Origin of the sequence: Pseudomonas sp. GM60 (genome assembly GCF_000282415.1) — a bacterium.
GTDB classification, from domain to species: Bacteria; Pseudomonadota; Gammaproteobacteria; order Pseudomonadales; family Pseudomonadaceae; genus Aquipseudomonas; species Aquipseudomonas migulae.
The window spans coordinates 46700-70367 of record NZ_AKJI01000168.1 but is presented as its reverse complement, the minus strand read 5'-3'; the positions used below and the strand labels follow the sequence as shown (position 1 = coordinate 70367).

The 23668-nt window shown below is 60.0% G+C and carries 22 protein-coding genes; 11 read left to right on the top strand and 11 right to left on the bottom strand.

Features of this window, described 5'->3' with window-relative positions:
- Positions 1-303: 303 nt before the first annotated feature.
- The 6 genes from PMI32_RS00955 to PMI32_RS00980 all read left to right on the top strand — a co-directional run bounded on the left by PMI32_RS00955 (position 304) and on the right by PMI32_RS00980 (position 4922).
- Positions 304-936: a TetR family transcriptional regulator gene (locus tag PMI32_RS00955; protein ID WP_008035416.1), complete on the top strand. Its 633-nt coding sequence runs from the start codon at positions 304-306 to the stop codon at positions 934-936.
- Positions 937-1247: 311 nt separating this feature from the next.
- On the top strand, positions 1248-1748 hold the full coding sequence (gene ureE, locus PMI32_RS00960) for an urease accessory protein UreE (RefSeq protein WP_008035414.1): 501 nt from the start codon (positions 1248-1250) through the stop codon (positions 1746-1748).
- Positions 1745-2419 carry an urease accessory protein UreF gene (locus PMI32_RS00965; protein ID WP_008035411.1) on the top strand — a complete coding sequence of 225 codons (675 nt, stop codon included), beginning with the start codon at positions 1745-1747 and terminating at the stop codon, positions 2417-2419. Before ureE ends, PMI32_RS00965 begins: the two co-directional genes overlap by 4 nt.
- Before the next feature lie 23 nt (positions 2420-2442).
- Complete coding sequence (gene ureG / locus PMI32_RS00970) at positions 2443-3057, top strand: urease accessory protein UreG (protein WP_008035409.1); 615 nt, start codon at positions 2443-2445, stop codon at positions 3055-3057.
- 34 nt (positions 3058-3091) lie between these two features.
- Entirely contained in the window at positions 3092-3664 is a 573-nt protein-coding gene (locus PMI32_RS00975; RefSeq protein WP_008035401.1) for a HupE/UreJ family protein, read from the top strand.
- A gap of 130 nt (positions 3665-3794) precedes the next feature.
- Complete coding sequence (locus PMI32_RS00980; RefSeq protein WP_008035398.1) at positions 3795-4922, top strand: AGE family epimerase/isomerase; 1128 nt, start codon at positions 3795-3797, stop codon at positions 4920-4922.
- A 101-nt stretch (positions 4923-5023) separates the two neighbouring features.
- Here the strand turns inward: PMI32_RS00980 and PMI32_RS00985 are convergent, their stop codons facing one another.
- The 8 genes from PMI32_RS00985 to amaB form a co-directional block, all read right to left on the bottom strand.
- Entirely contained in the window at positions 5024-5788 is a 765-nt protein-coding gene (locus PMI32_RS00985) for an SDR family oxidoreductase (RefSeq protein WP_008035394.1), read from the bottom strand.
- Positions 5789-6627: 839 nt separating this feature from the next.
- On the bottom strand, positions 6628-7344 hold the full coding sequence (locus PMI32_RS00990) for an ABC transporter ATP-binding protein (RefSeq protein WP_008035391.1): 717 nt from the start codon (positions 7342-7344) through the stop codon (positions 6628-6630).
- Positions 7341-8216 (bottom strand): ABC transporter ATP-binding protein, encoded by an 876-nt coding sequence (locus PMI32_RS00995; RefSeq protein ID WP_008035389.1) that lies wholly within the window; start codon positions 8214-8216, stop codon positions 7341-7343. The genes PMI32_RS00990 and PMI32_RS00995 overlap by 4 nt, the downstream gene beginning before the upstream one ends.
- Positions 8213-9496: a high-affinity branched-chain amino acid ABC transporter permease LivM gene (gene livM, locus PMI32_RS01000; RefSeq protein WP_008035387.1), complete on the bottom strand. Its 1284-nt coding sequence runs from the start codon at positions 9494-9496 to the stop codon at positions 8213-8215. Before livM ends, PMI32_RS00995 begins: the two co-directional genes overlap by 4 nt.
- A 3-nt stretch (positions 9497-9499) precedes the next feature.
- A complete protein-coding gene (locus PMI32_RS01005) occupies positions 9500-10414 on the bottom strand; it encodes an ABC transporter permease subunit (protein WP_008035385.1) in 915 nt (304 codons plus the stop codon).
- Between the two features lie 171 nt (positions 10415-10585).
- Complete coding sequence (locus PMI32_RS01010; RefSeq protein WP_008035383.1) at positions 10586-11719, bottom strand: branched-chain amino acid ABC transporter substrate-binding protein; 1134 nt, start codon at positions 11717-11719, stop codon at positions 10586-10588.
- Between the two features lie 365 nt (positions 11720-12084).
- Complete coding sequence (gene amaA, locus PMI32_RS01015; protein ID WP_008035381.1) at positions 12085-13368, bottom strand: L-pipecolate oxidase; 1284 nt, start codon at positions 13366-13368, stop codon at positions 12085-12087.
- A 119-nt stretch (positions 13369-13487) separates the two neighbouring features.
- Positions 13488-14978: an L-piperidine-6-carboxylate dehydrogenase gene (gene amaB / locus PMI32_RS01020; protein WP_008035379.1), complete on the bottom strand. Its 1491-nt coding sequence runs from the start codon at positions 14976-14978 to the stop codon at positions 13488-13490.
- 174 nt (positions 14979-15152) lie between these two features.
- On the opposite strand from amaB, the gene PMI32_RS01025 reads away from it, so the two are divergent.
- The 3 genes from PMI32_RS01025 to nadE all read left to right on the top strand — a co-directional run bounded on the left by PMI32_RS01025 (position 15153) and on the right by nadE (position 18314).
- Positions 15153-16058: a LysR family transcriptional regulator gene (locus PMI32_RS01025; RefSeq protein WP_008035377.1), complete on the top strand. Its 906-nt coding sequence runs from the start codon at positions 15153-15155 to the stop codon at positions 16056-16058.
- Between the two features lie 197 nt (positions 16059-16255).
- Complete coding sequence (gene pncB, locus PMI32_RS01030; RefSeq protein ID WP_008035375.1) at positions 16256-17482, top strand: nicotinate phosphoribosyltransferase; 1227 nt, start codon at positions 16256-16258, stop codon at positions 17480-17482.
- Between the two features lie 4 nt (positions 17483-17486).
- The gene (gene nadE / locus PMI32_RS01035) at positions 17487-18314 is read left to right on the top strand and encodes an NAD(+) synthase (RefSeq protein WP_008035373.1); all 828 of its coding nucleotides are present in this window, start codon (positions 17487-17489) and stop codon (positions 18312-18314) included.
- A gap of 168 nt (positions 18315-18482) precedes the next feature.
- Here the strand turns inward: nadE and azu are convergent, their stop codons facing one another.
- The gene (gene azu, locus PMI32_RS01040; protein ID WP_008035372.1) at positions 18483-18929 is read right to left on the bottom strand and encodes an azurin; all 447 of its coding nucleotides are present in this window, start codon (positions 18927-18929) and stop codon (positions 18483-18485) included.
- A gap of 343 nt (positions 18930-19272) precedes the next feature.
- Between azu and PMI32_RS01045 the strand changes: the two genes are divergently transcribed.
- Together PMI32_RS01045 and PMI32_RS01050 are read left to right on the top strand one after the other, a co-directional pair.
- Complete coding sequence (locus tag PMI32_RS01045; protein ID WP_008035363.1) at positions 19273-19860, top strand: cytokinin riboside 5'-monophosphate phosphoribohydrolase; 588 nt, start codon at positions 19273-19275, stop codon at positions 19858-19860.
- A gap of 68 nt (positions 19861-19928) precedes the next feature.
- A complete protein-coding gene (locus tag PMI32_RS01050; RefSeq protein ID WP_008035362.1) occupies positions 19929-20120 on the top strand; it encodes a hypothetical protein in 192 nt (63 codons plus the stop codon).
- 162 nt (positions 20121-20282) lie between these two features.
- Here PMI32_RS01050 and PMI32_RS01055 read toward each other — a convergent pair whose 3' ends face one another.
- Complete coding sequence (locus tag PMI32_RS01055; RefSeq protein ID WP_008035361.1) at positions 20283-21173, bottom strand: transglutaminase family protein; 891 nt, start codon at positions 21171-21173, stop codon at positions 20283-20285.
- A complete protein-coding gene (locus PMI32_RS01060) occupies positions 21173-23659 on the bottom strand; it encodes a circularly permuted type 2 ATP-grasp protein (RefSeq protein ID WP_008035360.1) in 2487 nt (828 codons plus the stop codon). Before PMI32_RS01060 ends, PMI32_RS01055 begins: the two co-directional genes overlap by 1 nt.
- Between the last annotated feature and the right edge of the window lie 9 nt (positions 23660-23668).

Below are 23668 nucleotides of genomic sequence, written 5' to 3'. Positions count from 1 at the left end.
GCCAAACCCTGGCTGCCGACGGTTCCGACCGTACTCCACAAGGCCAAACCCTGGCTGCCGACGGTTCCGACCGTACCCCACAAGGCCAAACCCTGGCTGAAGGTGGTGGTGACCGTGTAATCGAACGCAACAGCGCTGTGAGCTAAGCCCATGGCGGCCTTGAAAAAAAGCCCAATCCACGGATTGGGCTTTTGACTTTATAGAAGCCACGCATTCCCTCGCATCACTCCCGATAGTCGTTCGACGCCGGCAAAGCCGATTTGCTAGAGTGCGCCGCTGTCTTGTCCAGAAAACACCCTTGCGATGCTGCCCCGCGCCGAACAGAAACAACAAACCCGCAACGCCTTGATGGACGCTGCCCGCCATTTGATGGAGTGCGGCCGAGGATTCGGCAGCCTGAGCCTGCGCGAAGTGGCGAAAACCGCCGGCATCGTCCCCACCGGTTTCTACCGGCATTTCGCCGATATGGATGAACTGGGCCTGGTGCTGGTGAGCGAAGTCGGACAAACCTTCCGCGAAACCATCCGCCTGGTGCGTCACAACGAGTTCGTCATGGGCGGCATCATCGATGCCTCGGTGCGGATTTTTCTCGACGTGGTGTCGGCCAATCGTTCGCAATTCCTGTTTCTGGCCCGCGAGCAGTACGGCGGTTCGCTACCGGTGCGTTTGGCCATCGGCCGCTTGCGCGAAGACATCAGCTCGGACCTTGCGGCCGATTTGTCCTTGATGCCGAAACTGCAACACCTGGACATCGCCGGTCTGAGTGTCATGGCCGATCTCATCGTCAAAAGCGTGTTTGCGACCCTGCCGGAAATCATTGATCCGCCGGCCGAGGCGTTGCCCGCGCATTTGACACCACAGGCGAAAATCACTCAGCAGCTGCGCTTTATCTTCATCGGCCTCAAGCACTGGCAAGGCCTGGGCAGCACGGAATAACCCTCCTGCGCGCCGACCTCCTGTAGGAGCCGGCTTGCTGGCGATGGCGCCCTTCAGCTAACAAAGATGTCGTCTGGCCGACCGCTATCGCCAGCAAGCCGGCTCCTACAAGGTTTGGTGGTGAATGCGGGATCGCGCACAATCTGGAACACACCACTCGCCGTCATTTGGTGCACCCATCACCGCCTCGCACCAAATTACCGCAACAAACTGAAACGCCCTCCATGCGCCGACAGGCATTTCCTACACTTGCGCCGATTGGCAAGCCCCTTGCTCTAGCCTGACTATTGTCCATAGCTGGAAGCTTTCCGATGCTGGTGATTCATCGCAGAATCGACCCTCAACCCGTCTGGGCCGCCGAGTTGCACCTGACCTTCGAAGCCCGGAGCAAAAGCCGTTTGCGCTGTTTCAGTGCCGAGGGTGAAGACGTCGGGTTGTTTTTGGAGCGCGGTCAGTCGCCCCTCACTGATGGCGAATGCCTGCAGGCTGAAGACGGTCGCATCGTCCGCGTCTGCGCCCGCCCCGAACAACTGTTGCACGTCACCTGCGCCAATGCCTTCGAACTGACCCGCGCGGCCTATCACCTGGGCAATCGCCACGTCGCCCTGCAAGTCGGTGATGGCTGGTTACGTCTGCTCGACGACTACGTGCTCAAGGCCATGCTCGAACAACTTGAAGCAAAGGTCGAAAACATCGAAGCACCGTTCCAGCCGGAACACGGCGCCTATGGCGGTGGCCATCACCACTCGCGGCACGGCGACGAAGACTTCAACTACCCGCCAAAACTGCACCAATTCGGCGTGCGCCAATGAACCCGGCCTGGGCGCTGTTGCGCCTGGCCAGTCCGCAATTGCCGATTGGCGGCTACAGCTATTCCCAAGGCCTGGAAATGGCGGTGGATAACGGCCGGGTGAATGATTCCGACAGCGCCCGTCGCTGGATCAGCGATCAATTGCTGCTGAACCTGGCACGCTTCGAGGCGCCGCTGCTGCTCGCCCATTGCGTGGCCGCCGCCGCAGAAAACTGGACCGAACTGCTGCAACGCTGCGAAGAACACCGCGCCAGCCGGGAAACCCGCGAGTTGCATCAGGAGAGCCGACAGATGGGCTACTCCTTACAACAACTGCTCAACGGTTTGCCGGAACTCGATGCACCGGCCCGCGCCTTTCTTGAACAACGCCCCGAACCGCACCTGGCTCTCGGCTGGGCGCTGGCCGCACGCGCCTGGCACATCAGCCCGCAAGACGCGCTGGCGGCGTGGCTCTGGAGCTGGCTGGAAAACCAGTTGGCGGTGCTGATGAAAACTCTGCCGCTGGGCCAGCAAGCCGCGCAACGCCTGACCAGCGAACTGCTGCCGCTGCTGCAACAAGCCCAGCAGGACGCCACCCGAATCAACCCCGACCACTATGGCAGCGCCACTTTCGGCCTGTCCCTGGCGTGCATGGCCCATGAGCGCCAGTACAGCCGTCTGTTCCGTTCCTAGGGCCTGTTATTTTGGAGAATCACATGAACACACAACCTCTGCGCGTCGGCATCGGCGGCCCGGTCGGTTCCGGCAAAACCGCCCTGACGCTGGCCCTGTGCCTGGCGTTGCGCGAGCGCTACAACCTGGCGGTCGTGACCAACGACATCTACACCCGCGAAGACGCCGATTTTCTGGTACGCAACCAGGCCCTCGCGCCCGAACGGATCATCGGCGTGGAAACCGGCGGCTGCCCGCACACGGCGATCCGCGAGGACGCCTCGATCAACCTCGAAGCCGTGGATCAACTGAACCGACGCTTTCCGGGGCTGGACCTGATTCTGGTGGAGTCCGGAGGCGACAACCTTTCAGCCACGTTCAGCCCGGAATTGTCCGACCTGACGATTTACGTAATCGACGTCTCGGCAGGCGACAAGCTGCCGCGCAAGGGTGGGCCGGGGATCTGCAAATCCGACCTGCTGGTGATCAACAAAGTCGACCTCGCTCCGCTGGTAGGCGCGTCGCTTTCGATGATGGACAGCGACACGAAGCGCATGCGCAACGGCAAACCGTTTGTCTTCAGCAACCAGAAAACCGGGCTGGGCCTGGAAGAAATCATCGCGTTCATCGAGCGCCAGGGCCTGCTGACCGCAGCCTGATTCCGATCAAACTTATCAACAAGGAAGCTTATCCATGACACTTAAACGCATCCTGGGCGCCATGGCCCTGCTGCTGACTCCGGCCATCGCCTTCGCCCACCCCGGTCACGGCGACAATGGCTTGATCGCCGGCATCAGCCACCCGATCGGCGGCCTTGATCACTTGCTGGCGATGGTTGCCGTCGGGCTTTGGGCGGCACAGCAGAAAGGCGCTGCACGCTGGGCGCTGCCGTGCACGTTCGTTGGCACCATGCTGATCGGCGGCCTGCTTGGTTTTGAAGGGCTGAACCTGCCTGCACTAGAAAGCGGGATTGCAGCGTCGGTACTGGGGCTGGGGCTCGCGGTGGCGCTGGCGGTACGCCCGCCACTGAGCGTGGCGGTGGGTGCGACGGCGTTGTTTGCGTTGTTCCATGGCGTGGCGCATGGGCTGGAATTGCCGGACATGTCGAGCCCTTGGGCCTATGCCGCAGGGTTTGTGGCGGCGACAGCGGCATTGCATGCGGCGGGTTATGCGCTGGTTCGCGTGTTGCCGCAAGCAGCGGCGCCGCTGGTTCGTCTGGCGGGCGCGGCTTCGGCGGCGACCGGGGTCTGGTTGTTGGCAGGTTGATTCGGTTTTGCCGGTGATAGCCTCTTCCTGTAGGAGCGAGGCTTGCCCGCGAAGGCGGCCTGACAGACACCACATCTCTCAGGCCTGATAACATGTCGCGCATTCGACCCTGCCGTGACGACGCCAGCCAATGCCTCATGCTCCCCGCTCCGCTTCCCAGCCTGAATTGACCGCTCTGTTTGCCGCGGTGCAACAGCATTTCCAGGACGTGATCGTGCCCCTCTGGCAAGGCCCCGGCTGGAATGCCGAACTGGCGCTGCCCTACGAAGCACTGGATGCCGAGCATCATCCCTTGCCACCGCAACGCTACCGGGCCATGGCCTGCGCGCGGCAGCTGTATCTGTTTTCCAGCCTGATCGGCCAGGTGCCGGGCGCGAAAGAGCGTGCGGCTGCGTTGTTCCGCTCGTTGCAGCAACATTTCCACGATGCCGAACACGGTGGCTGGTTCTACAGCATCGACCCGCAGGGCGCACCGCTGGATCAACGCAAAGATCTCTACACCCACGCCTTCATCCTCTTCGCCTGCGCCCATTACTGGGAGAAGGTTCGCGAACCGCTGGTGGAGTCGGTGCTCAACGCGGTGCTGGAAGTGCTTGATCAGCGCTTCAGTTCGGGCGACGGCTTGTACGAAGCCTGCCTTGAGCGTGATTGGTCGTTGCTGAACACCGGGCCGCTGCAAAACCCGCTGATGCACCTCGCCGAAGCGTTTCTTGCCACGCTTTCAGTGCGTGAAGACCTCGCCGTGCAGCGTGCGCTCGTCGAGTTATGCACAGCCATGCAACAACGCTTTATCGATCCGCAACACAGTGTGCTGATGGAAAAGCCGCTGGGGTCTGTGGATAACTGGTTTGAACCGGGACACCAGTTCGAATGGTATTTCCTGCTGGAGTCTTCGCCGCTGTTGCGCGGCTCAAAACTGCACGCCTCTGTGGAGCGCGCCTTTGCGTTCACCGAGAAACTGGGCGTCGATCAATCGAGTGGCGCCGTGCGCGCGATGCTCACGCTCGACGGGCATTCGAAAGATGCCACCCAACGCATCTGGGCTCAGGCTGAATACTTGCGTGCGTTGACGCTGCGCCCGGACAGTGGGGCATCGGTACTGCACCAGTTGCAGGCGCTGCAACAGCGTTCTCTGCATGCGCGCGGCTGGTATGAGTGTCGTGACGAGAACGGTGAAGTGAGCCGGCAGGATATGCCGTCGACTACGCCTTATCACTTGGCGACCTGCTATCGCGGGTTGGCCGACTATCTTCGTTGACTGAAAGATCGCTATCGCCGGCAAGCCGGCTCCTACAAAGGTGAACCTGTAGGAGCCGGCTTGCTGCGGGCGGCGTTCCGACGATTGGCTGTTACGCGGTCTTACCCCTTGTTACGCTCAATCGCAAACCCGGCCCAGGTCTGGCTCACCGGCATCAACTCGAGGCTGTTGATGTTGATGTGCGCCGGCGCATTGAGCACCCAGAAAATGGTCTCGGCGATGTCTTGCGGCTGGATCGCCTCGGCACCGGCGTAGGTCGCGTTGTAACGCTCCTGGTCACCGGCAAAGCGCACCAGCGAGAACTCACTCTCACACAGCCCCGGCTCGATGTTGCTGACGCGAACGCCCGTGCCTTGCAGGTCGCAGCGCAGGTTCAGGGAGAACTGTTTGACGAAGGCCTTGCTCGCGCCATACACGTGGCTGCCCGGATACGGGTAGTTGCCGGCAATGGAGCCGAGGTTGATGATGCCGGCGCCACGGCCATGGGCGATCAGACGCGGCAACAGCAGGCGAGTGCTGTACATCAGGCCCTTGATGTTGGTGTCGACCATGGTGTCCCAATCATCAAGATCGCACTTCGGCGCCGGATCCACGCCGAGCGCCAGGCCGGCGTTGTTGATCAACCCGCGCAGCTTGGCGAAGGACGGTGGCAGGTTGGCAATCGCCTCCTCCATGGCCTTGCGATCACGCACGTCGAGCACCAGGGCATGGACCTCGGTCTGCTTCGACAACTCGGCGCACAAGGCATTGAGGCGCTCTTCACGACGACCTGTCAGCACCAGTTTCCAGCCAGCCTCGGCAAAACGACGGGCACAGGCTTCGCCAAAACCGGAAGTCGCGCCGGTAATAAACAGGGTGTTGGACATCGTGTTCTCCTTGCTTCGGCCGACGGGCCGCCATTGGATTAGAAAATCAGCTGGCAGCATGCCCGGCCTTGCCGACAGCGGCAACCATCAGAAAATCTGTACGAAAAACAACCAACACGAGCAACGCCATATACACCGTGGCCTGTAGCTATGTACGCGCACGTTATCCACAGGCCGGTCCACAGTTTCCGGGGGCAAGTGAAAAAGCTGGAAGCCGCTGTGCACAAGGCTTTGCGGGCAGATCATAAAGTTTTTCGCTTGACCCTGAAGTGCTGGCTGTGTAGCCCAAGGCGTTTTGCACGATTGACCGGGTTAGCCAACGATGGCGCCAAGCCAGTAACTACGGCCCTTAGCCGAGTCTTTCCAGAGTTTAACCACAGACTTATCCACAGGCTTCCCTCGTGTGTTTCAGGCCACTTTCGCAACCAATAAAAAGGTTGACAACGCTGACCTCAAGCCCGGCAAAAACGCCTGATCAAAAAACAACCACATCGCTGCAAGCCGCGATTTCAAAGGCTCTCAGCCAGCTACTCCCACGTTATTCACAGCCAGCTCCACAGCAAACGGGGACAAGTCAAAACCGTGACAAAACAACTATTTGCAGCGGCTTTATGTCGCGCTTTGAGAGCTTGGCAAATTTGTTTTCCACAATTCTGGAAAACACCTGTAGGAGCGAGCTTGCTCGCGATGGACGTCAACGATAACGCGAACATTCTGGATAAACGTGTCACCCGGAAAACCTTCGCAAGCAAGCTCGCTCCTACACGGGATTGTGGTGAATTCAGGATGAAAAAAGCCCCGACGATTGCTCGTCGGGGCTTTGGGTATTTCAACAGGACTCAATGCCCGCCGAGATAAGCGTTACGCACCTCTTCGTTCACCAGCAGCTCCTTGCCGGTGCCACTGAGGCGGATCTCGCCGTTGACCATCACGTATGCCCGATCCGACAACCGCAGGGCGTGGTTGGCGTTCTGCTCGACCAGAAAGATGGTCATGCCGGTCTTGGCCAGTTCCCGCAGGGTGGCAAAGATCTGTTTCACCACAATCGGCGCGAGCCCCAGGCTCGGCTCATCGAGCAACAGCAGTTTCGGCCGGCTCATCAACGCACGGGCGATGGCGAGCATTTGCTGCTCGCCGCCGGACATGGTCATTGCCCGCTGGGTCCGTCGCTCTTCGAGACGCGGAAACAGCTCGAACATGCGTTGCATGTCTTCCTTGGCGTACTTGTCACCAATCGGGATGGTGCCCATCTGCAGGTTTTCCTCGACGGTCATGTCGGGGAACACGCGCCGGCCTTCCGGTGATTGCGCAATGCCGTTGGACGCAATGTAGTGCGACGACTTATGGGTGATGTCCACGCCCTGATAGATGATCTGCCCGTCTGCCGCACGCGGCTGGCCGAAGATCGACATCAGCAGGGTCGACTTGCCCGCGCCGTTGGAGCCGATGAGGCTGACGGTCTCCCCTTCGTTGATGTGCATCGAGACTTTTTTCAGGGCCTGGATCGGGCCGTAAAACACGTCCAGGTCTTTGAGTTCGAGGATCGGTTTGCTCATAGCACCACCTCCTCTTCATCGGCGCCCAGGTAGGCTGCAATCACTTTCGGATCGTTGCGAATCGCCTCGGGACCACCCTCGGCGATGACGACGCCGTGGTCCAGCACCACGATGTGGTCGGAAATGCTCATAACCATGCCCATGTCGTGTTCGATCAGCACCACGGTCAGATCGTGCTCGTCGCGCAGCAGCCGGATCATCGCGCTCAGCGCTTCGGTTTCCTGAGGGTTGAGGCCGGCGGCCGGTTCGTCGAGGCAGATGATCTGCGGCCGGGTGCACATGGCCCGCGCAATCTCCAGACGACGCTGCTGGCCGTAGGACAACTCACCGGCCAGACGGTTGGCGCAATCCACCAGGTCCACCACTTCCAGCCAGTAGAAGGCGTGGTCCAGCGCATCGCTTTCAGCCTTGCGATAGCCCTTGGTGTTGAGGATGCCCGCGAGCATGCTGCGGTTGACCCACATGTGTTGGGCCACCAGCAGGTTTTCCAGCACCGACATTTCCTTGAACAGGCGAATGTTCTGGAAGGTCCGCGCCAGGCCGGCACGGTTCACCAGGTGAGTGCCGCCGAACATCTTGTAGTGGAGCCGGCTGATGAAGCTTTTCGGCGATACAAAATCAGTCGCCTTGAACGGTTCACCGAGCATTTTGATGACATCGGTGCGCTCGCCGCGCACGTTGAGTTCGATCTTGCCGCCCGAGGCCTTGTAGAACCCGGTCAGGCAGTTGAACACGGTGGTCTTGCCGGCGCCGTTGGGGCCGATCAGGGCGAAGATCGAGTTGCGCTTGACCTTCAGGCTGACATCGTTCAACGCCTTGATGCCGCCGAAGTGCATCATCAGCTTCTCGACCGAGAGTACGACTTCGCTCATGGCGCTACTCCTTTACGCGGGGTCACACCGGTACGGCTGATCCGAATCAGGCCGCGCGGTCGCCAGATCATCATCAACACCATCAGGATGCCGAACAGCAGCACGCGGTATTCCGCGAAGCCACGCAGCAGTTCCGGGGCCACCGTCAGCACGAAGGCTGCGATAACCACGCCGATGGTCGAGCCCATGCCGCCGAGTACCACGATGGCGAGGATCAGGGCCGATTCAAAGAAGGTGAACGAGGTCGGGTTGACGAAGCCCTGGTAGGTGGCGAAGAACACGCCAGCGAGGCCGGCCGTCGATGCACCGATGGTGAACGCGGAAAGCTTGACCAGCACGTGGTTCAGACCCATGGAACGGCAGGCGATTTCATCTTCACGCAAGGCTTCCCAGGCGCGACCTACCGGCATGCGAGTCAGGCGGTGCTTGATGTACAGCACGGCCAGCACGACCAGGAACAATACCGCGTAGATGAAGTAGTACTTCACGTCAGGGTTATAGGCGATGCCGAAAAACTCGTGGAACGGAACACCACCGTCCTTCGCCCTTTTGCCGAACTCGAGGCCGAAGAAGGTTGGCAGAGGCGCCGGCATACCGTTCGGGCCACCAGTCAGGGTCAGCCAGTTATTGAGGATCAAGCGAATGATTTCACCGAAGCCCAGGGTCACGATCGCCAGGTAGTCACCGTGCAGGCGCAACACCGGGAAACCGAGGATGCAACCGGCCAGCCCCGCCGTGATCGCCGCCAGTGGCAGCACCGTCCAGAAACCCAGCCCCAGGTATTGATAACCGAGTGCCAACCCATAGGCGCCGATGGCGTAGAACGCCACGTAACCGAGGTCAAGCAGACCGGCCAAGCCAACCACGATGTTCAGACCAAGCCCGAGCAGCACGTAGATCAACCCGAGGATGACCACGCCCAGCAGGTAGGAGTTGGAGAAAAACGGGAACACCACGGCGATGACGATCATCAGCGGGATGATCCAGCGCAGCCGGGATTTGTAATCGGGTGCCAGTACATGAACCCCCGAACCGGTGGTTTCAAAGCCTTCGAGAATTCTCAGGCCTTTCGGCGTTTGCAGGAACAGGCTCAAGGCAAAGCGGCCGGCCATGACAATGGCGACAATCCACGCCACTCGGGTCGTTTCCAGATTGAAGCCATAGCCGTCGAGGACTATGCCGACAATCGGGCCGAACACGATGAGGGCAACAAGACCGGCAAGAATCGCGTCAACCAGGCTTCTTTTGAGATCAATGGTTTTTTTAGTGGTTGAAGACATCGCTTACACCTTCGACACAAGAGGACGGCCGAGCAGGCCTTGGGGCCGAAAGACCAGAACGAGAACGAGCAGCGAGAAGCTGAAAACGTCTTTGTAGTCCGAGTTGACCAGACCCGAGAACAGCGACTCGGAAATCCCGAGGATGATCCCGCCGAGCATCGCGCCAGGCAGCGAGCCGATCCCGCCGAGTACCGCTGCGGTGAACGCCTTGATGCCGATGACGAAGCCTGCGTAGAAGTCGAACGTGCCGTAGTTCATGGTAATCAGCACGCCGGCCAGGGCCGCCATTGCCGCACCGATGATGAACACGTAGGAAATGACGCGGTCGGTGTTGATCCCAAGGATGGAGGCCATCTTGCGATCTTGCTGGGTGGCGCGGCACATGCGGCCGAGCTTGGTGTACTTGATGACGTAGGTCAGCAGGGCCATGCCGGCGAATGCGGCAACCAGGATGAAGATCTTGGTGTAGGTGAGCTGAACGAAGCCGCTTCCGACTTCCACTCGCCATGCACCGGTCAGCAGGGTCGGTACGCCTTGTTGACGGGCGCCCTGTGCGATCTGTGCATAGTTTTGCAGGATCAGCGAAATACCGATGGCGCTGATCAGCGGTGCCAGTCGGGTGGAGTTACGCAGGGGTTTGTAGGCGACACGCTCGATGACCCAGCCATATACCGCTGTGACAATGATGGTGAAGACCAGTGTGCCAAGCATCAGCAGAGGGAAGGATTCAATACCGAAGTATGCCAGCAGAGCCAGACTGATTGCCGCGAGGTAAGCGGAAATCATGTAAACCTCGCCGTGGGCGAAGTTGATCATGCCGATGATGCCATAGACCATTGTGTAGCCGATGGCGATCAGGCCATAGACCGACCCGAGGGTCAGGCCGTTGACCAGTTGCTGCAGGAAAATACCATCCATAACGCAATCTCACGCATTTGAGAGACTGCACAAAAGCGAGGTGCGACGGACCGGGGTTCAGCCACCCGCGCAACACGGTTGTGTGCAGCTCTACGAGAAAAGACAGGTACTGCACGGACATGTTCTTCGATTGCCCGGCGCGCAAGGCGCCGGGCAGATCAACAGCTCATATCACTTCTGTTTTTCCAGTTGGTGGTATTTGCCATCCTTGTCCCACTGATAAACCACGTAGTCGGAGACTTTCAGGTCGCCCTTGGCGTCCCAGGTCTTCTCGCCCATCACGGTTTTAACCGGGTTTTTCTTCAGCCACTCAGCCGCTTTTTCGCCGCTGTTGGACTTGGCGCCGTTGAAAGCAGCCGCCAGGGTCTGAACCGAAGCGTAGGCGTACAGGGTGTAGCCTTCTGGCTCGGTGCCGGCTTTGCGGAAGGTGTCTACCACGGTTTTGCTGTCAGGCAGCAGGCGTGGGTCGGCACCGAAGGTCATGTACACGCCATCAACGTTCTGCGGGCCACCGGCGGTGGTCACGAGTTCGTCAGTAACGATGCCGTCATCGGACATGAATTTGACGTCTTTGAGGCCTTGTTCACGCAGTTGGCGAACCAGTGGACCGGCTTCCGGGTGCAGGCCGCCGAAATAGACGACATCGGCACCGGCTGCACGGATCTTGGTTACCACGGCGCTGAAGTCTTTCTCGCCGCGAGTCAGGCCTTCGTACAGAACCGGCGTTACGCCGCGCTTGGCCAGTTGAGCCTTGGTGGCATCGGCCAGGCCTTGGCCGTAGGTGTCTTTGTCGTGCAGAACCACGACTTTCTTGCCCTTGAGCACGTCGACGATGTAGTCGCCGGCAACGATGCCCTGCTGGTCGTCACGACCGCACATACGGAACATGGCGCTCAGACCACGCTCGGTCACCTGTGGGTTGGTGGAGCCCGGAGTGATTGCGATGATGCCTGCTTCGTCGTAGATCTCGGAGGCCGGGATGGTCGACGAGGAGCAGAAGTGACCAACCACGCCTGCCACTTTCTGGTTGGTCAGGTCCTTGGCGACCGTCACAGCCTGTTTCGGTTCGCAGGCGTCATCGCCCTTGACCAGTACGATTTTTTCCCCGTTGACGCCGCCCGACGCGTTGATTGCGTCGGCTGCTGCCTGTGCACCCTTCATGTACTGCTCGCCAAATGCTGCGTTGGCGCCTGTCATAGGACCCGCAACACCGATTTTTACGTCAGCCTGTGCAAACGCAGAAACACCCAGCGCAGCTGCCACTGCGAGGGCCAGAAAGCCTTTCTTGTAAAACGTCTGGGACATGAGGTGGTGCTCCAAGGTTTTTTTTTAGTTGGCACTGCGACTTCACTGAATGCTCAGAGCAAGGGCCGTGCCATCGGTTTTTTATTCTGAAAAAAGTCGCTGCTTTATTGTTATTTCGACTGTTTCGAGCCCATTTTCATTGGGCGTGCAACCGTCTAAACCGCGGAAGGTGAAACCATTTATTTTTTAAGGCGCAACCCGCACGCGCCATCATTGCAACCGCGGCGCCAAACGACGTGCAACCAGCCTGTAACAACGTGCGTCACCGAAGTGCACACTGCTGGTGCGGTACTGCTACAACCCGCACCTTTTACAGGCTAGCCGCTGCGCCGAAAAGCGCCGCTTCCAGCAACAAATTTCAACAATCAAATCACGATCCGCAGGCACTGGCCCGCGTGATACAGCGAAAACCCCGCCTCATATAGACAGCTACGCAGCCCCACCCCCGCCAGTGGCTGCATGGGTGCGAAGGGAATCGGCAGCGCCTGAGGATTTCCGTTACACAAATAATCGGCAAAGGCTTTGCCGACCACCGTCCCCGTGGTCACGCCCCGTCCGTTGTAACCGGTGACTGCCACTAAACCGGGCGCCGGTTCGAACAGGCGCATCAAATGATCGGGCGTGAACGCGATGCAACCGGTCCAGGTGCACTCCCATTCCACCTGTTTGAGGTACGGAAAATAGTGCTGCTGAACCCGGTCGGCCCAAGCCTTGAGGAACCAGGTCGGCTTCTGATTGCCATTACCCAGACTGCCGAGTAACAGGCGACCGTCTTTGTCGCGACGAATACTGCTGAGCACCTGCCGGGTGTCCCACGAACCCTGGCCACCCGGGAGGATTTGCTGCGCGGCGTCGTCAGTCAGCGGCACCGAGGCCACTTGATAGTAATAACCGGGGAAGAAATTGCGCCGCAGTTCCGTCCAGTCACCTTCGGTGTAAGCGTTGGACGCAATCACGACTTGCTCGGCAAGCACCGAACCCTGCGCCGTTTGCACCGACCAGCGCTGGCCCTGACGCTCAAGCCTGGTCACGGGAGAATGATCGAACAGCCGACCGCCAAGGCCGATGGCCGCCTTGGCCAGCCCCGTGGTGTAAGCCATCGGGTTGATCGTGCCGGCACGCTTATCGAGCAACGCGGCGGCGATCTTTTTGGTGCCGGTTGCTTGTTCGCAGGCTTGACCGGTCAGCAGTTCCACCGGGGCGCCGCGACGTTTCCATTGTTCTTCACGACTGCGCAAATCCGCTTCGCCACGGGCGTTGTGCGCCATGTGCAACGTGCCTTCGCGGCGTAACTGGCAATCAATGTTGTATTTGTCGACCAGGCTGAACACCAGGGACGGCGCGGCACCCAGCATGCGATTGAGCTGACTGCCCACCGCTTCGCCGAACCCGGCTTCGATCTCGTCCGGTGGAATCCACATGCCGGCGTTGACCAGCCCGACGTTGCGTCCAGAACCGCCATGACCGGCACGATGAGCTTCCAGCACGCACACCGTTTTGCCTTGTTCCAGCAGATGCACCGCCGCCGACAGACCGGTGAACCCGGCACCGATGACGCAGACATCGACCGTTACTTCGCCCTTGAGCGCAGCATTGTCGGGCCTTTGCGGCGTCAGTTTTTCCCACAGACACTCTTCGCGTAACGGCATTGCCAGACTCCAACAGAAACCTAACAAACAGAAAAAGCTTCGCTGGCAAGCCAGCTCCTACAGGTTATGCGCCACGACACAGACCATGTAGGAGCTGGCTTGCCAGCGATGGGGCCCGATCAGTCGAACGTAATGCCCTGCGCCAACGGCAACTCCAGCGAGTAGTTCACGGTGTTGGTCTGGCGGCGCATGTACCCGCGCCAGGCATCGGAGCCCGACTCACGACCACCGCCGGTTTCTTTCTCGCCACCAAACGCGCCGCCGATTTCCGCGCCGCTCGGGCCGATGTTGACGTTGGCGATGCCGCAGTCGCTGCCCACTGCCGACATGAATTGCTCGGCTTCACGCACGTCAGTGGTGAAGATGCACGAAGACAAGCCTTGTGGCACCGAGTTGTTCAAACGCAGGGCTTCGTCGAAGTCTTTGTAGCCGATCACATAAAGAATCGGCGCGAAGGTTTCGTGGCAGACCACGTCGCTCTGCTCCGGCATTTCAACAATGGCCGGCGAGACGTAGTAAGCGTTCGGGTATTTGTCTTCCAGCTGACGCTTGCCGCCGAAGACCCGGCCGCCCTCGCTCAGGGCCTGTTCCAGCGCACCCTGCATGTTGTCGAAGCTGTGCTTGTCGATCAGCGGGCCGATCAGGTTGCCTTCCAGCGGGTTGCCGATACGCACTTTCGAGTACGCGGCTTTCAGGCGGGTGACGATCTCTTCTTTCACCGATTCGTGAGCGATCAGGCGACGCAACGTGGTGCAACGCTGACCGGCAGTGCCGACGGCGCTGAACAGGATGGCGCGAACGGCCATGTCCAGGTCTGCGCTTGGGCCGAGGATCATGGCGTTGTTGCCACCCAGTTCGAGAATGCTGCGGGCGAAACGTGCGGCGATTTTCGGTGCCACTTCGCGGCCCATGCGGGTGCTGCCGGTGGCGCTGATCAGCGCGACACGCGGGTCATCGACCAGTGCTTCGCCAGCATCGCGACCGCCAATGATTACCTGGCTCAGGTGCGCAGGTGCATCGCTGAAGTTTTTCAGTACGCGGTCGAACAGCGCCTGGCAGGCCAGTGCGGTCAACGGGGTTTTCTCCGACGGTTTCCAGATCACCGGGTTGCCGCAGACCAGCGCCAGCGTGGTGTTCCAGGCCCAGACCGCGACCGGGAAGTTGAACGCACTGATCACGCCCACGACGCCCAGCGGGTGCCAGGTTTCGCGCATGTGGTGGCCAGGACGCTCGGAAGCGATGGTCAAGCCGTACAGTTGACGGGACAGACCGACAGCGAAGTCGCAGATGTCGATCATCTCCTGAACTTCACCCAGGCCTTCCTGAGTGATCTTGCCCGCTTCCCAGGACACCAGCTCGCCGAGGTCGGCCTTGTATTCGCGCAGGATGTCGCCCAGTTGACGCACCAATTCGCCACGGCGCGGGGCCGGGACCTTGCGCCACAATTCGAACGCATGATCTGCGCGACTGATGTGCTGCTCGACTTCAGCGGCGCCTTCCCAGTTCACAGAGGCGATCTTGCTGCCATCGATCGGCGAATGCACCGGCACTTTGCCGTTCTGGTACAGGGCCGGGTTCACACCAAGACGATCAAGCAATGCGGCAACCATGGGTCACTCCTCGAGCTAAAACAGAAAACGTGCAGCCGGAATATCACGGCTGATCAGACCTGTAGTTTTAGCTCGCCGGAGGTTACCCAACAAACGACCTTTAAGAGAGATATCATTCCGTTTATTCATGCTGCGAATTGCTGGTCAGCAAGAAACAAGAAAAAAGGACAACCCATGCTGAATAAACGCTACCTGCCGTCGATCACCGCGCTGCAGTGTTTCGAGGCCGTGACCCGGCATTTGAGCTTCACGCGGGCCGCCGAAGAGCTGAACCTGACCCAGAGCGCCGTCAGCAAACAGGTCGCGCAACTCGAAGAATTGTTGCAGCACCTGTTGTTCCGTCGGGTACGCCGACGCCTGCAAATGACTCCGGCCGGTGATCTGTATCTGGTTGAGGTACGAAAAATCCTCACGCAAGTCGAGATGTCGACCCATTACCTGCGCTCCTACGGCGGTGAGACCGAAGTCCTGCGCGTCTCGACGCCTCCGACGTTCGGCGCCCGCTGGCTGGTCCCCCGCTTGAAGGGCTGGCGACTGCGCCATCCGTCGATTCATCTGGACCTGTGCAGCGAGCAGGAAGCCGATGACCTGCTGCAAGGTCGCAGCGATCTGGCGTTCTATTTCGGCCAGGGCTCACGGCCCCGCACCGAATGCCTGAAGCTGTTCGGCGAAGAGCTTGTTCCGGTGTGTGCACCGAGCAGCCTGCCGGCCACGCCGTTCACAGATCCGACGCAACTTACCGACCTGGTCCTGCTGCAAAACGCCTCCCGACCGCAAGCCTGGCACGACTGGTTCGACAGCCAGGGTTACCACACCGAACACAGCTACCACGGCCCGCGCTTCGAAACCTTTTATATGTGCATCCGTGCCGCACAGGTCGGCTGCGGCGTAGCGTTGTTGCCGCGGTTTCTGGTGGAAGAGGAATTGGCCGACGGCAAACTGGTCATTCCCTGGCAGCATGCGATGCCCAGTTCCGACGCCTATTACCTGGCGTACCCGGAGCATTCGGCGGAAGTGCCCAAGGTCCGGGATTTTGTGAAGTGGATGCTGGAGCAGATCGATAGCCCGGACACACCGTAAATCTAAGGTTTCACTCACTCCCCTGTGGGAGCGGGCTTGCTCGCGAAGGCGGTGGGTCAGTCAATATTCATATTGGATGTGCCGACGCCTTCGCGAGCAAGCCCGCTCCCACAATGATCTGCGGTGATCTAAAAATCGCTGGCAATAACCACCACCGATATGCGCCACTATCCGTATTCAATGTGGAGACCCCCGTTATGAGCGAGAGTGTGTTTGCCGATCGCATCGTGCAGAACCTGCTCGACACCGACTTCTACAAACTGACGATGATGCAGGCGGTGCTGCACAACTACCCGAACGTGGAAGTCGAATGGGAGTTTCGTTGCCGTAACAGTGAGGATTTGCGCCCGTACCTGGCGGAAATCCGCTTTCAGATCGAGCGCCTGGCCGAGCTGAGCCTGAGCGCCGACCAGTTGAGTTTCATGGAGCGCATCAGCTTCATGAAGCCGGATTTCCTGCGTTTTCTCGGGTTGTTCCGCTTCAATCTGCGCTACGTCCACACCGGCATCGAAAACGGCGAACTGTTCATCCGCCTGCGCGGACCGTGGCTGCATGTGATCCTGTTCGAAGTGCCGCTGCTGTCCATCGTCAGCGAAGTGCGCAACCGCTATCGCTACCGGGAAATCGTGCTGGTGCAGGCGCGTGAACAGCTCTATCGCAAGTTCGACTGGCTGACCGCGAATGCCAGCAGTGACGAATTGTCCGAATTGCAAGTAGCCGATTTCGGCACTCGCCGTCGCTTCTCTTACCGCGTGCAGGAAGAAGTGGTGAACGTGCTCAAGCACGATTTCCCCGGGCGCTTCGTCGGCACCAGCAATGTGCACCTTTCGCGAGAGCTGGACATGAAACCGCTGGGCACCATGGCCCACGAGTGGATCATGGCCCACCAGCAACTGGGCCCGCGGCTGATCGACAGCCAGATCGCCGCCCTCGATTGCTGGGTCCGCGAGTACCGCGGCCTGCTGGGGATCGCCTTGACTGACTGCATCACCATGGATGCCTTCCTCAACGACTTCGACCTGTTCTTCGCCAAGCTCTTTGACGGTCTGCGACATGACTCCGGTGATCCGGTGATCTGGGCGGAAAAGGCGATCGCCCACTATCAAAAGCTGGGTATCGACCCGATGAGCAAGACGCTGACGTTCTCCGACAGCCTGACGTTGCCCAAGGCGCTGGAAATATTTCGCGCATTGCGCGGTCGGATCAATGTCAGCTTTGGTATCGGTACCAACCTGACGTGCGATATTCCGGGTGTCGAACCGATGAGCATCGTGCTTAAAATGGCGGCCTGCAACGGCCAGCCGGTGGCAAAGATCTCCGACGAGCCTGGCAAGACTCACTGTAAAGACCCGAATTTCGTTGCCTATTTGCGACACGTTTTCAAAGTTCCTGCCGCCCTTTCCAGCACACCAAGCAAGGAGTGAATTCATGCAAGCCGTACAGCGTGAGATTGCTGAGCAGCTCAAGGTTCAACCGCCATTCGCCGACGAGGCCGCCCTCGAGGCTGAAATCGTGCGGCGCATCAGTTTCATCCAGGATTGCCTGGTCAATTCCGGGCTCAAGACATTGGTACTCGGGATCAGCGGCGGCGTCGACTCCCTGACCGCCGGCCTGCTGGCCCAGCGCGCCATGTGTGAACTGCGCACCCGCACCGGTGATGACAACTACAAGTTCATCGCCGTGCGCCTGCCGTACGAAACCCAGTTCGATGAACACGACGCCCAGGCGTCGGTGGATTTCATCAAGCCAGACGAGCGCCACACCGTGAACATCGGCCCGGCGGTCAAATCCCTGGCCAATGAAGTGGCAGCGTTCGAAGGCAAGCACGCGGTCTCGGTGGATTTCGTCCTCGGCAACACCAAGGCGCGGATGCGCATGGTCGCCCAGTACACCATCGCCGGCGCGGCCCATGGCCTGGTGATCGGCACCGATCATGCGGCGGAAGCGGTGATGGGTTTCTTCACCAAGTTCGGTGACGGCGCCTGCGACCTGGCCCCGTTGAGCGGTCTGGTGAAAAATCAGGTCCGGGCGATTGCCCGCAGTTTCGGCGCGCCGGAATCGCTGGTGGAAAAAGTCCCGACAGCGGACCTTGAAGACCTGTCGCCGGGTAAACCGGACGAAGCGTCCCATGGCGTGACGTATGCCGAGATCGACGCGTTCCTGCATGGGCAGCCGGTGCGTGAGGAAGCGTTCAAGATCATTTGCGATACGTACAGGAAGACCCATCACAAGCGGGTGATGCCTTTCGCCCCTTGATTTAGGTGGCGCCTGATCCGACGCCTTCGCGGGCAAGCCTCGCTCCTACAGGGTTTCGACACCGCCCCTGTAGGAGCGAGGCTTGCCCGCGAAGAACGATTACACGGTCAAACGTCAGGCACAAAAAAAGCGTCCCAAGTGGACGCTTTTTTTATGCCCGCGATTCGCTTACTTCAGCGTAACCGTGCCTTTCATCATAGAAATGTGGCCCGGGAACGAGCAGAAGAAGCCGTACTTCTCGGCAGCATCAAGCTTCGACACATCGAAGGTCACCGAGTCGGTTTCCTTGGAGCCGATGATTTTGGTGTGAGCGATAATGCGCGCATCACCTTCTTTCAGGTAGTTCTTGTCGATGCCGGCAGACAGGCCATCGGTGGCGATCGGCTGCATGTCCGCTTCTTTGCTCAGCACCCAGTTGTGGCCCATGACGTTTTTCGGCAGGTTGCCGGAGTGGGTCAGTTCAACGGTGAAGGTCTTGCAGCTTTTGTCGATTTCGATGGCCTTGGTGTTGAAGGCCATTTGGTCGGTGGAATCGATGGTCGTCTTGCACTCGGCAGCCATCAATTGACTGCTGGCCAGTGTCAGCAGGGATACCGCAACAAGTTTGGCAAACATGGTGAATCTCCAAGGCAGGGTTAACAAAAGTGCGAATGGACAGAAGACTGCCTGAAAACTTCGCAAGTTCCTATGACCTGAATCAAAAATTGTATACAACTTTCGGGCTATGACACCTATCGAAACAATCTACCAGCCAGACGTCTAGGGCGGCCCTATCATCAGGTCGTCATCACTTATACGGAGCGTCTGTCATGTCAATCAATAGCCTGTTGTGCAGTTTGCTCGCCGCTTACGCCTGTGGCGCCAGTGGCACCTGTGAAACGTCTCGGCGTGAAGTTTAGACCTTGGAGCATAGCGCCTCTGCCTTTACTCTGTGGCCATCCTGACCATGGAGTAAGGCATGTCTTTAGCGTCCGTTTGTGTATTTTGCGGTGCCAGCACCGGCACCAACCCGGCTTATCGTGAAGCCGCTGTCGCCCTCGGGCGAGCATTGGCCGAGCGCAAGCTGACCCTGGTCTATGGCGGCGGTGCCGTCGGGCTGATGGGGATCGTCGCCGACGCCGCACTGGCGGCCGGCGGTGAAGTGATCGGGATCATCCCGCAAAGCCTCAAAGACAAGGAAATCGGTCACAGCGGCCTCACGCGCCTGGAAGTGGTCGACGGCATGCATGCGCGCAAGGCGCGGATGGCTGAGCTCAGCGACGCTTTTATCGCGCTGCCCGGTGGCCTGGGCACTCTGGAAGAACTGTTCGAAGTCTGGACCTGGGGCCAGCTCGGCTACCACGGCAAACCGCTGGGACTGCTGGAAGTGAACGGTTTCTACAGCAAGTTGACCGGTTTTCTTGATCATATCGTCGGCGAAGGCTTCGTTCGCGAAGCACACCGTGACATGCTGCAAGTGAGCGAATCGCCGCACACCCTGCTCGATGCACTGGACGCCTGGCAGCCCTCGGTACTGCCAAAATGGGCCGAGCAAAAACCCAGCTAACGGCTAGGCACCGATACAGGGCAGAATATGCGCCGCTCAACCTCACCTTCGACCCCAGAGGATCGCCCATGGCTAAACCTAATTATTCCTTCGCCAAACGTCAGAGAGACTTGGCCAAGGAGCAGAAGAAAGAGGAAAAGCTTCAGCGCAAGAAAGCTTCAGCTGAAGAAGACGCCGCCGCACTGAACCCGGAAGCAGACGGTGAAGTGACCGCAGAAAGTGATGTTGAAGCACCGAAAGATCAGGCGCCCGACGCCTGAGACCCTCAGGGCCCGATGATCTGATCAGGCCCACCGGATCTGTGTCCCGTGTAGGAGCGAGCTTGCTCGCGAAGATATCGAAGACAGCGCGTTTTTCCAGACAGGACGCGTCATCGTTGACGTCCATCGCGAGCAAGCTCGCTCCTACAGGGTGGATCTTTGTTACTCCAGTGGCATCACGGTGACCCGGACTTCCGGATCGTGATTACCGCCCCCCAGAATCACCCCGCGCAACGGCGATACATCAGAAAAATCCCGGCCCCAGGCCAGGGTGATGTGTTCGAGTGCCGGTTGCACATTGTTGGTCGGATCGAAATCCACCCAACCCAACACCGGGCAAAACACTGAAACCCAGGCGTGCGATGCATCGGCACCGATCAGCCGTGGCTGGCCCGGTGGCGGCTGAGTCAGCAGGTAGCCGCTGATGTAACGCGCCGCCAACCCACGGGAACGCACGCAAGCGAGCATCAGGTGAGCGAAGTCCTGGCACACCCCGCGACGGCGCTCCAGCACTTCCACCAGAGGCGTTGCCACTTGAGTGGCTTCGGCGTCGAAGGTGAATTCGCTGAAGATTTTTTCCATCAACGCCTGGACGCCGAGCAACAGCGGCCGCCCCGCTGGAAAACAACTTTCCGAGAATTCGACGAAGTTGCGCTTCAAATGCACATAGGGCGATTCAAACCGGTAACGACACGCTTCGAGCACGTCGGACGAAAGCGGCTGGCTGCTGTAGGTCAGTGCGTTGCGGGTTTCCTCCCAGGCCGGCGATTGATTGAAATCCAGCGTAGGCCGGGCCAGCACTTCGACGGTAAGACTGGCATTAACCAGTAACTCATCGTGAGGCCGCTCGAACGCCAGCCGGGTCAGTGGGTTGCCGAATACATCCAGTTCGTCGCGGCGCGCCGTCGGGTCCGGGCTGATCTGCAATTGTTGCGCAGTACAACGCTGCCAGGCGCACGAGCGCGGCCATAGATGCGCCAACTGCTGAGCGAGGGACACCGGGCTGTCGTAGTGATAATGGGTGTCATGGAAAATCTGGTAATGAGCGCTCATCAGACGGACACCGTGCGTTGGCTGACATCATCGACGTGGGCGAAATGGCGCAATGCCAAACGATCCGACACCTGCCCGCTCGCATCGGCGATCTCTTGCAGCAGGTCGGCCAGGCCATTGATGGCGGCGCGTACGCTGGCTTCACCGAACAGCGAATTCTCCAGACACCCCAGATCAAAGCGCGCCAGACGCTCCACCAGAAACGGCAGACCAGCTTCGCGCGGCACACCAAAATCATCGTTCAAACGTTTAAGCGTGCGGGTCACCAGCTTCAACTGGAACAGCACCGCGTGCGGGTTTTGTTCGTCGAGCAGCAACAGGTCCAGCACCGGAATCAATTGCGCCACCGCCAGATACCGCGAGCGGTAGGTGATGCTGCTGTTACCCAGTTCCAGCAGCCACTCCAACCCGGCCTGATCAAAGGCGCCGCTACCGCGCAGAAACGCCGCGAGGCTGCCGCTGAGAAATTGCAGGCGTTCGATCCGTCGACCGATCATCAGGAAGCGCCAGCCTTCATCCCGGGTCATGTCGTCCAGCGCAAAACCCGACAGCGCCGCCAGCGACATCACCAGACGGTTGAGAAAATCCAGCAACTCGCCGAAATCCGGTTCTTCGGTTTCCAGCTCGACGGCCTCGCGCTGCAACTCCACCAGCGCCTGCCAGTTTTCCCGCGAGAGCTTGCCGCGCACTTGCGACGCCGCCCACTGCAAGCGCTGCAGGTTGGAACGCAGGCTGAACGGCCAGTCGTCACCGAGCAGCGCCGCCAACAACCGTTCAGGCAGCTCGCCTTCTTCGGGCAGCAACATCAACCGTTCACCCAGATCGACCGCGGCGTCCAGCGCTTGCGGATCATCGCCATCGACGTAGCGCGCCAGCATGATCCGCAGCAACCGCGCACTGTCATCGCAGCGCTCGCAGTAACGGCCGAACCAGAACAGGTTTTCCACCACCCGCGACGGCAAATACGGATCGCGTCGCACCAGGTCGTGCACGCCAATGTTGCGCTGGGCTTTCCATTGTTCGCCGCTGGGTGGCCGATCCCCCAACACCCAGGTGTCCTTGCTCGCGCCGCCGCGTTGCATCGACACCACTTCAGCGTCGGCCTCGGCGGCCACCCGGGTCAAACCGCCGGGCAGAACCCGATACCCATCGCGACTCGCCACTGCGTACACGCGCATGCCGATGGCCCGGGGTTGCAACTGACCGCCCTCGGCCTGCCAGATCGGCGCCTGGGACAATTGCGCAAGTTCTTGCGCCACATAGGCATAAGGTCGTGCCTGCATGCGCTCGGAAAGCGCCTGACGCTGTTTTTCGCTCAAATCGCGGCCAAACACCGGCGCGAAGCTCTGTGAAGGGAACGCTGGTTTGATCAGCAATTCCGGCAGTTTTTCCAGCGCCTGGGCGAGCACCGGCGCTTCGCCGCACCACCACGTGGCGATAGAGGGCAGGATCAGCTCTTCGCCGAACAGGAATTGATTGATCTTCGGCAGGAAGCCCAGCAACCCCGGCGATTCCAGTACACCGCTGCCGAGCGCATTGGCTACCAGCACCCGTCCTTGTCGCACGGCCTCGAGCAGGCCCGGCACACCGAGCGCCGAGTCGGTGCGCAGCTCCAGCGGATCACAGAAGTCGTCGTCGAGCCGGCGCATGATCGCGTGGACCCGACGCAGGCCGCTCAAGGTTTTCAGGTAAACCGTGGCATCGCGCACCGTGAGGTCGCCGCCCTCCACCAACGGATAACCGAGCTGCCGCGCCAGATACAGGTGTTCGAAATAGCTTTCGTTAAAACGCCCCGGTGTCAGCAGCACCACCAATGGCACTTCATCATCGCTTGGCGCCTGACGGGCCAGGGTTTCCTGAAGCGTGCGGAAGAACCCGGCCAGATGCTGCACCTTCAAATCACGGTACAACTCGGGGAAGGCCCGGGACACGATCGTGCGGTTTTCCAGGGCGTAACCGGCGCCGGACGGTGCCTGGGTCCGATCCGCCGTCACCCACCAGCGACCGTCGGGCGTGCGCGCCAGATCCACGGCATACAGATGCAGAAAGGCCCCGTCGGGCGGCGAGATTCCCTGACAGGGCCAGAGGAAGTTGTTGTGGCCGAATACCAGCTCAGCCGGCAACAAGCCTTCAGCGATCAAACGCTGCGGGCCGTACAAGTCCGCCAGCACAGCATTCAACAGTCGAGCCCGCTGGGCGATCCCGGCCGACAAGTGCTCCCATTCGTCCGCAGCGATCACGTGCGGCAGCAAGTCCAGCTCCCACGGCCGGTCCGCGCCCTTGGGATCGGCATAGACGTTGTAGGTCACGCCGTTTTCCTGGATCTGCCGGGTCAGCAGTGCCTGACGCTGCACCAGCTGCGCGGGCGTGCTGCGTTGCAACTGGTCGAACAACCGGCGCCAGTGCGGGCGTACGGCGCCACTGTCGTCGAGCAGTTCGTGATAAGTGCCCGCCGTCAGCGGGTAGCGGTCAAGCAGGTCAGGCATGGAAAGCTC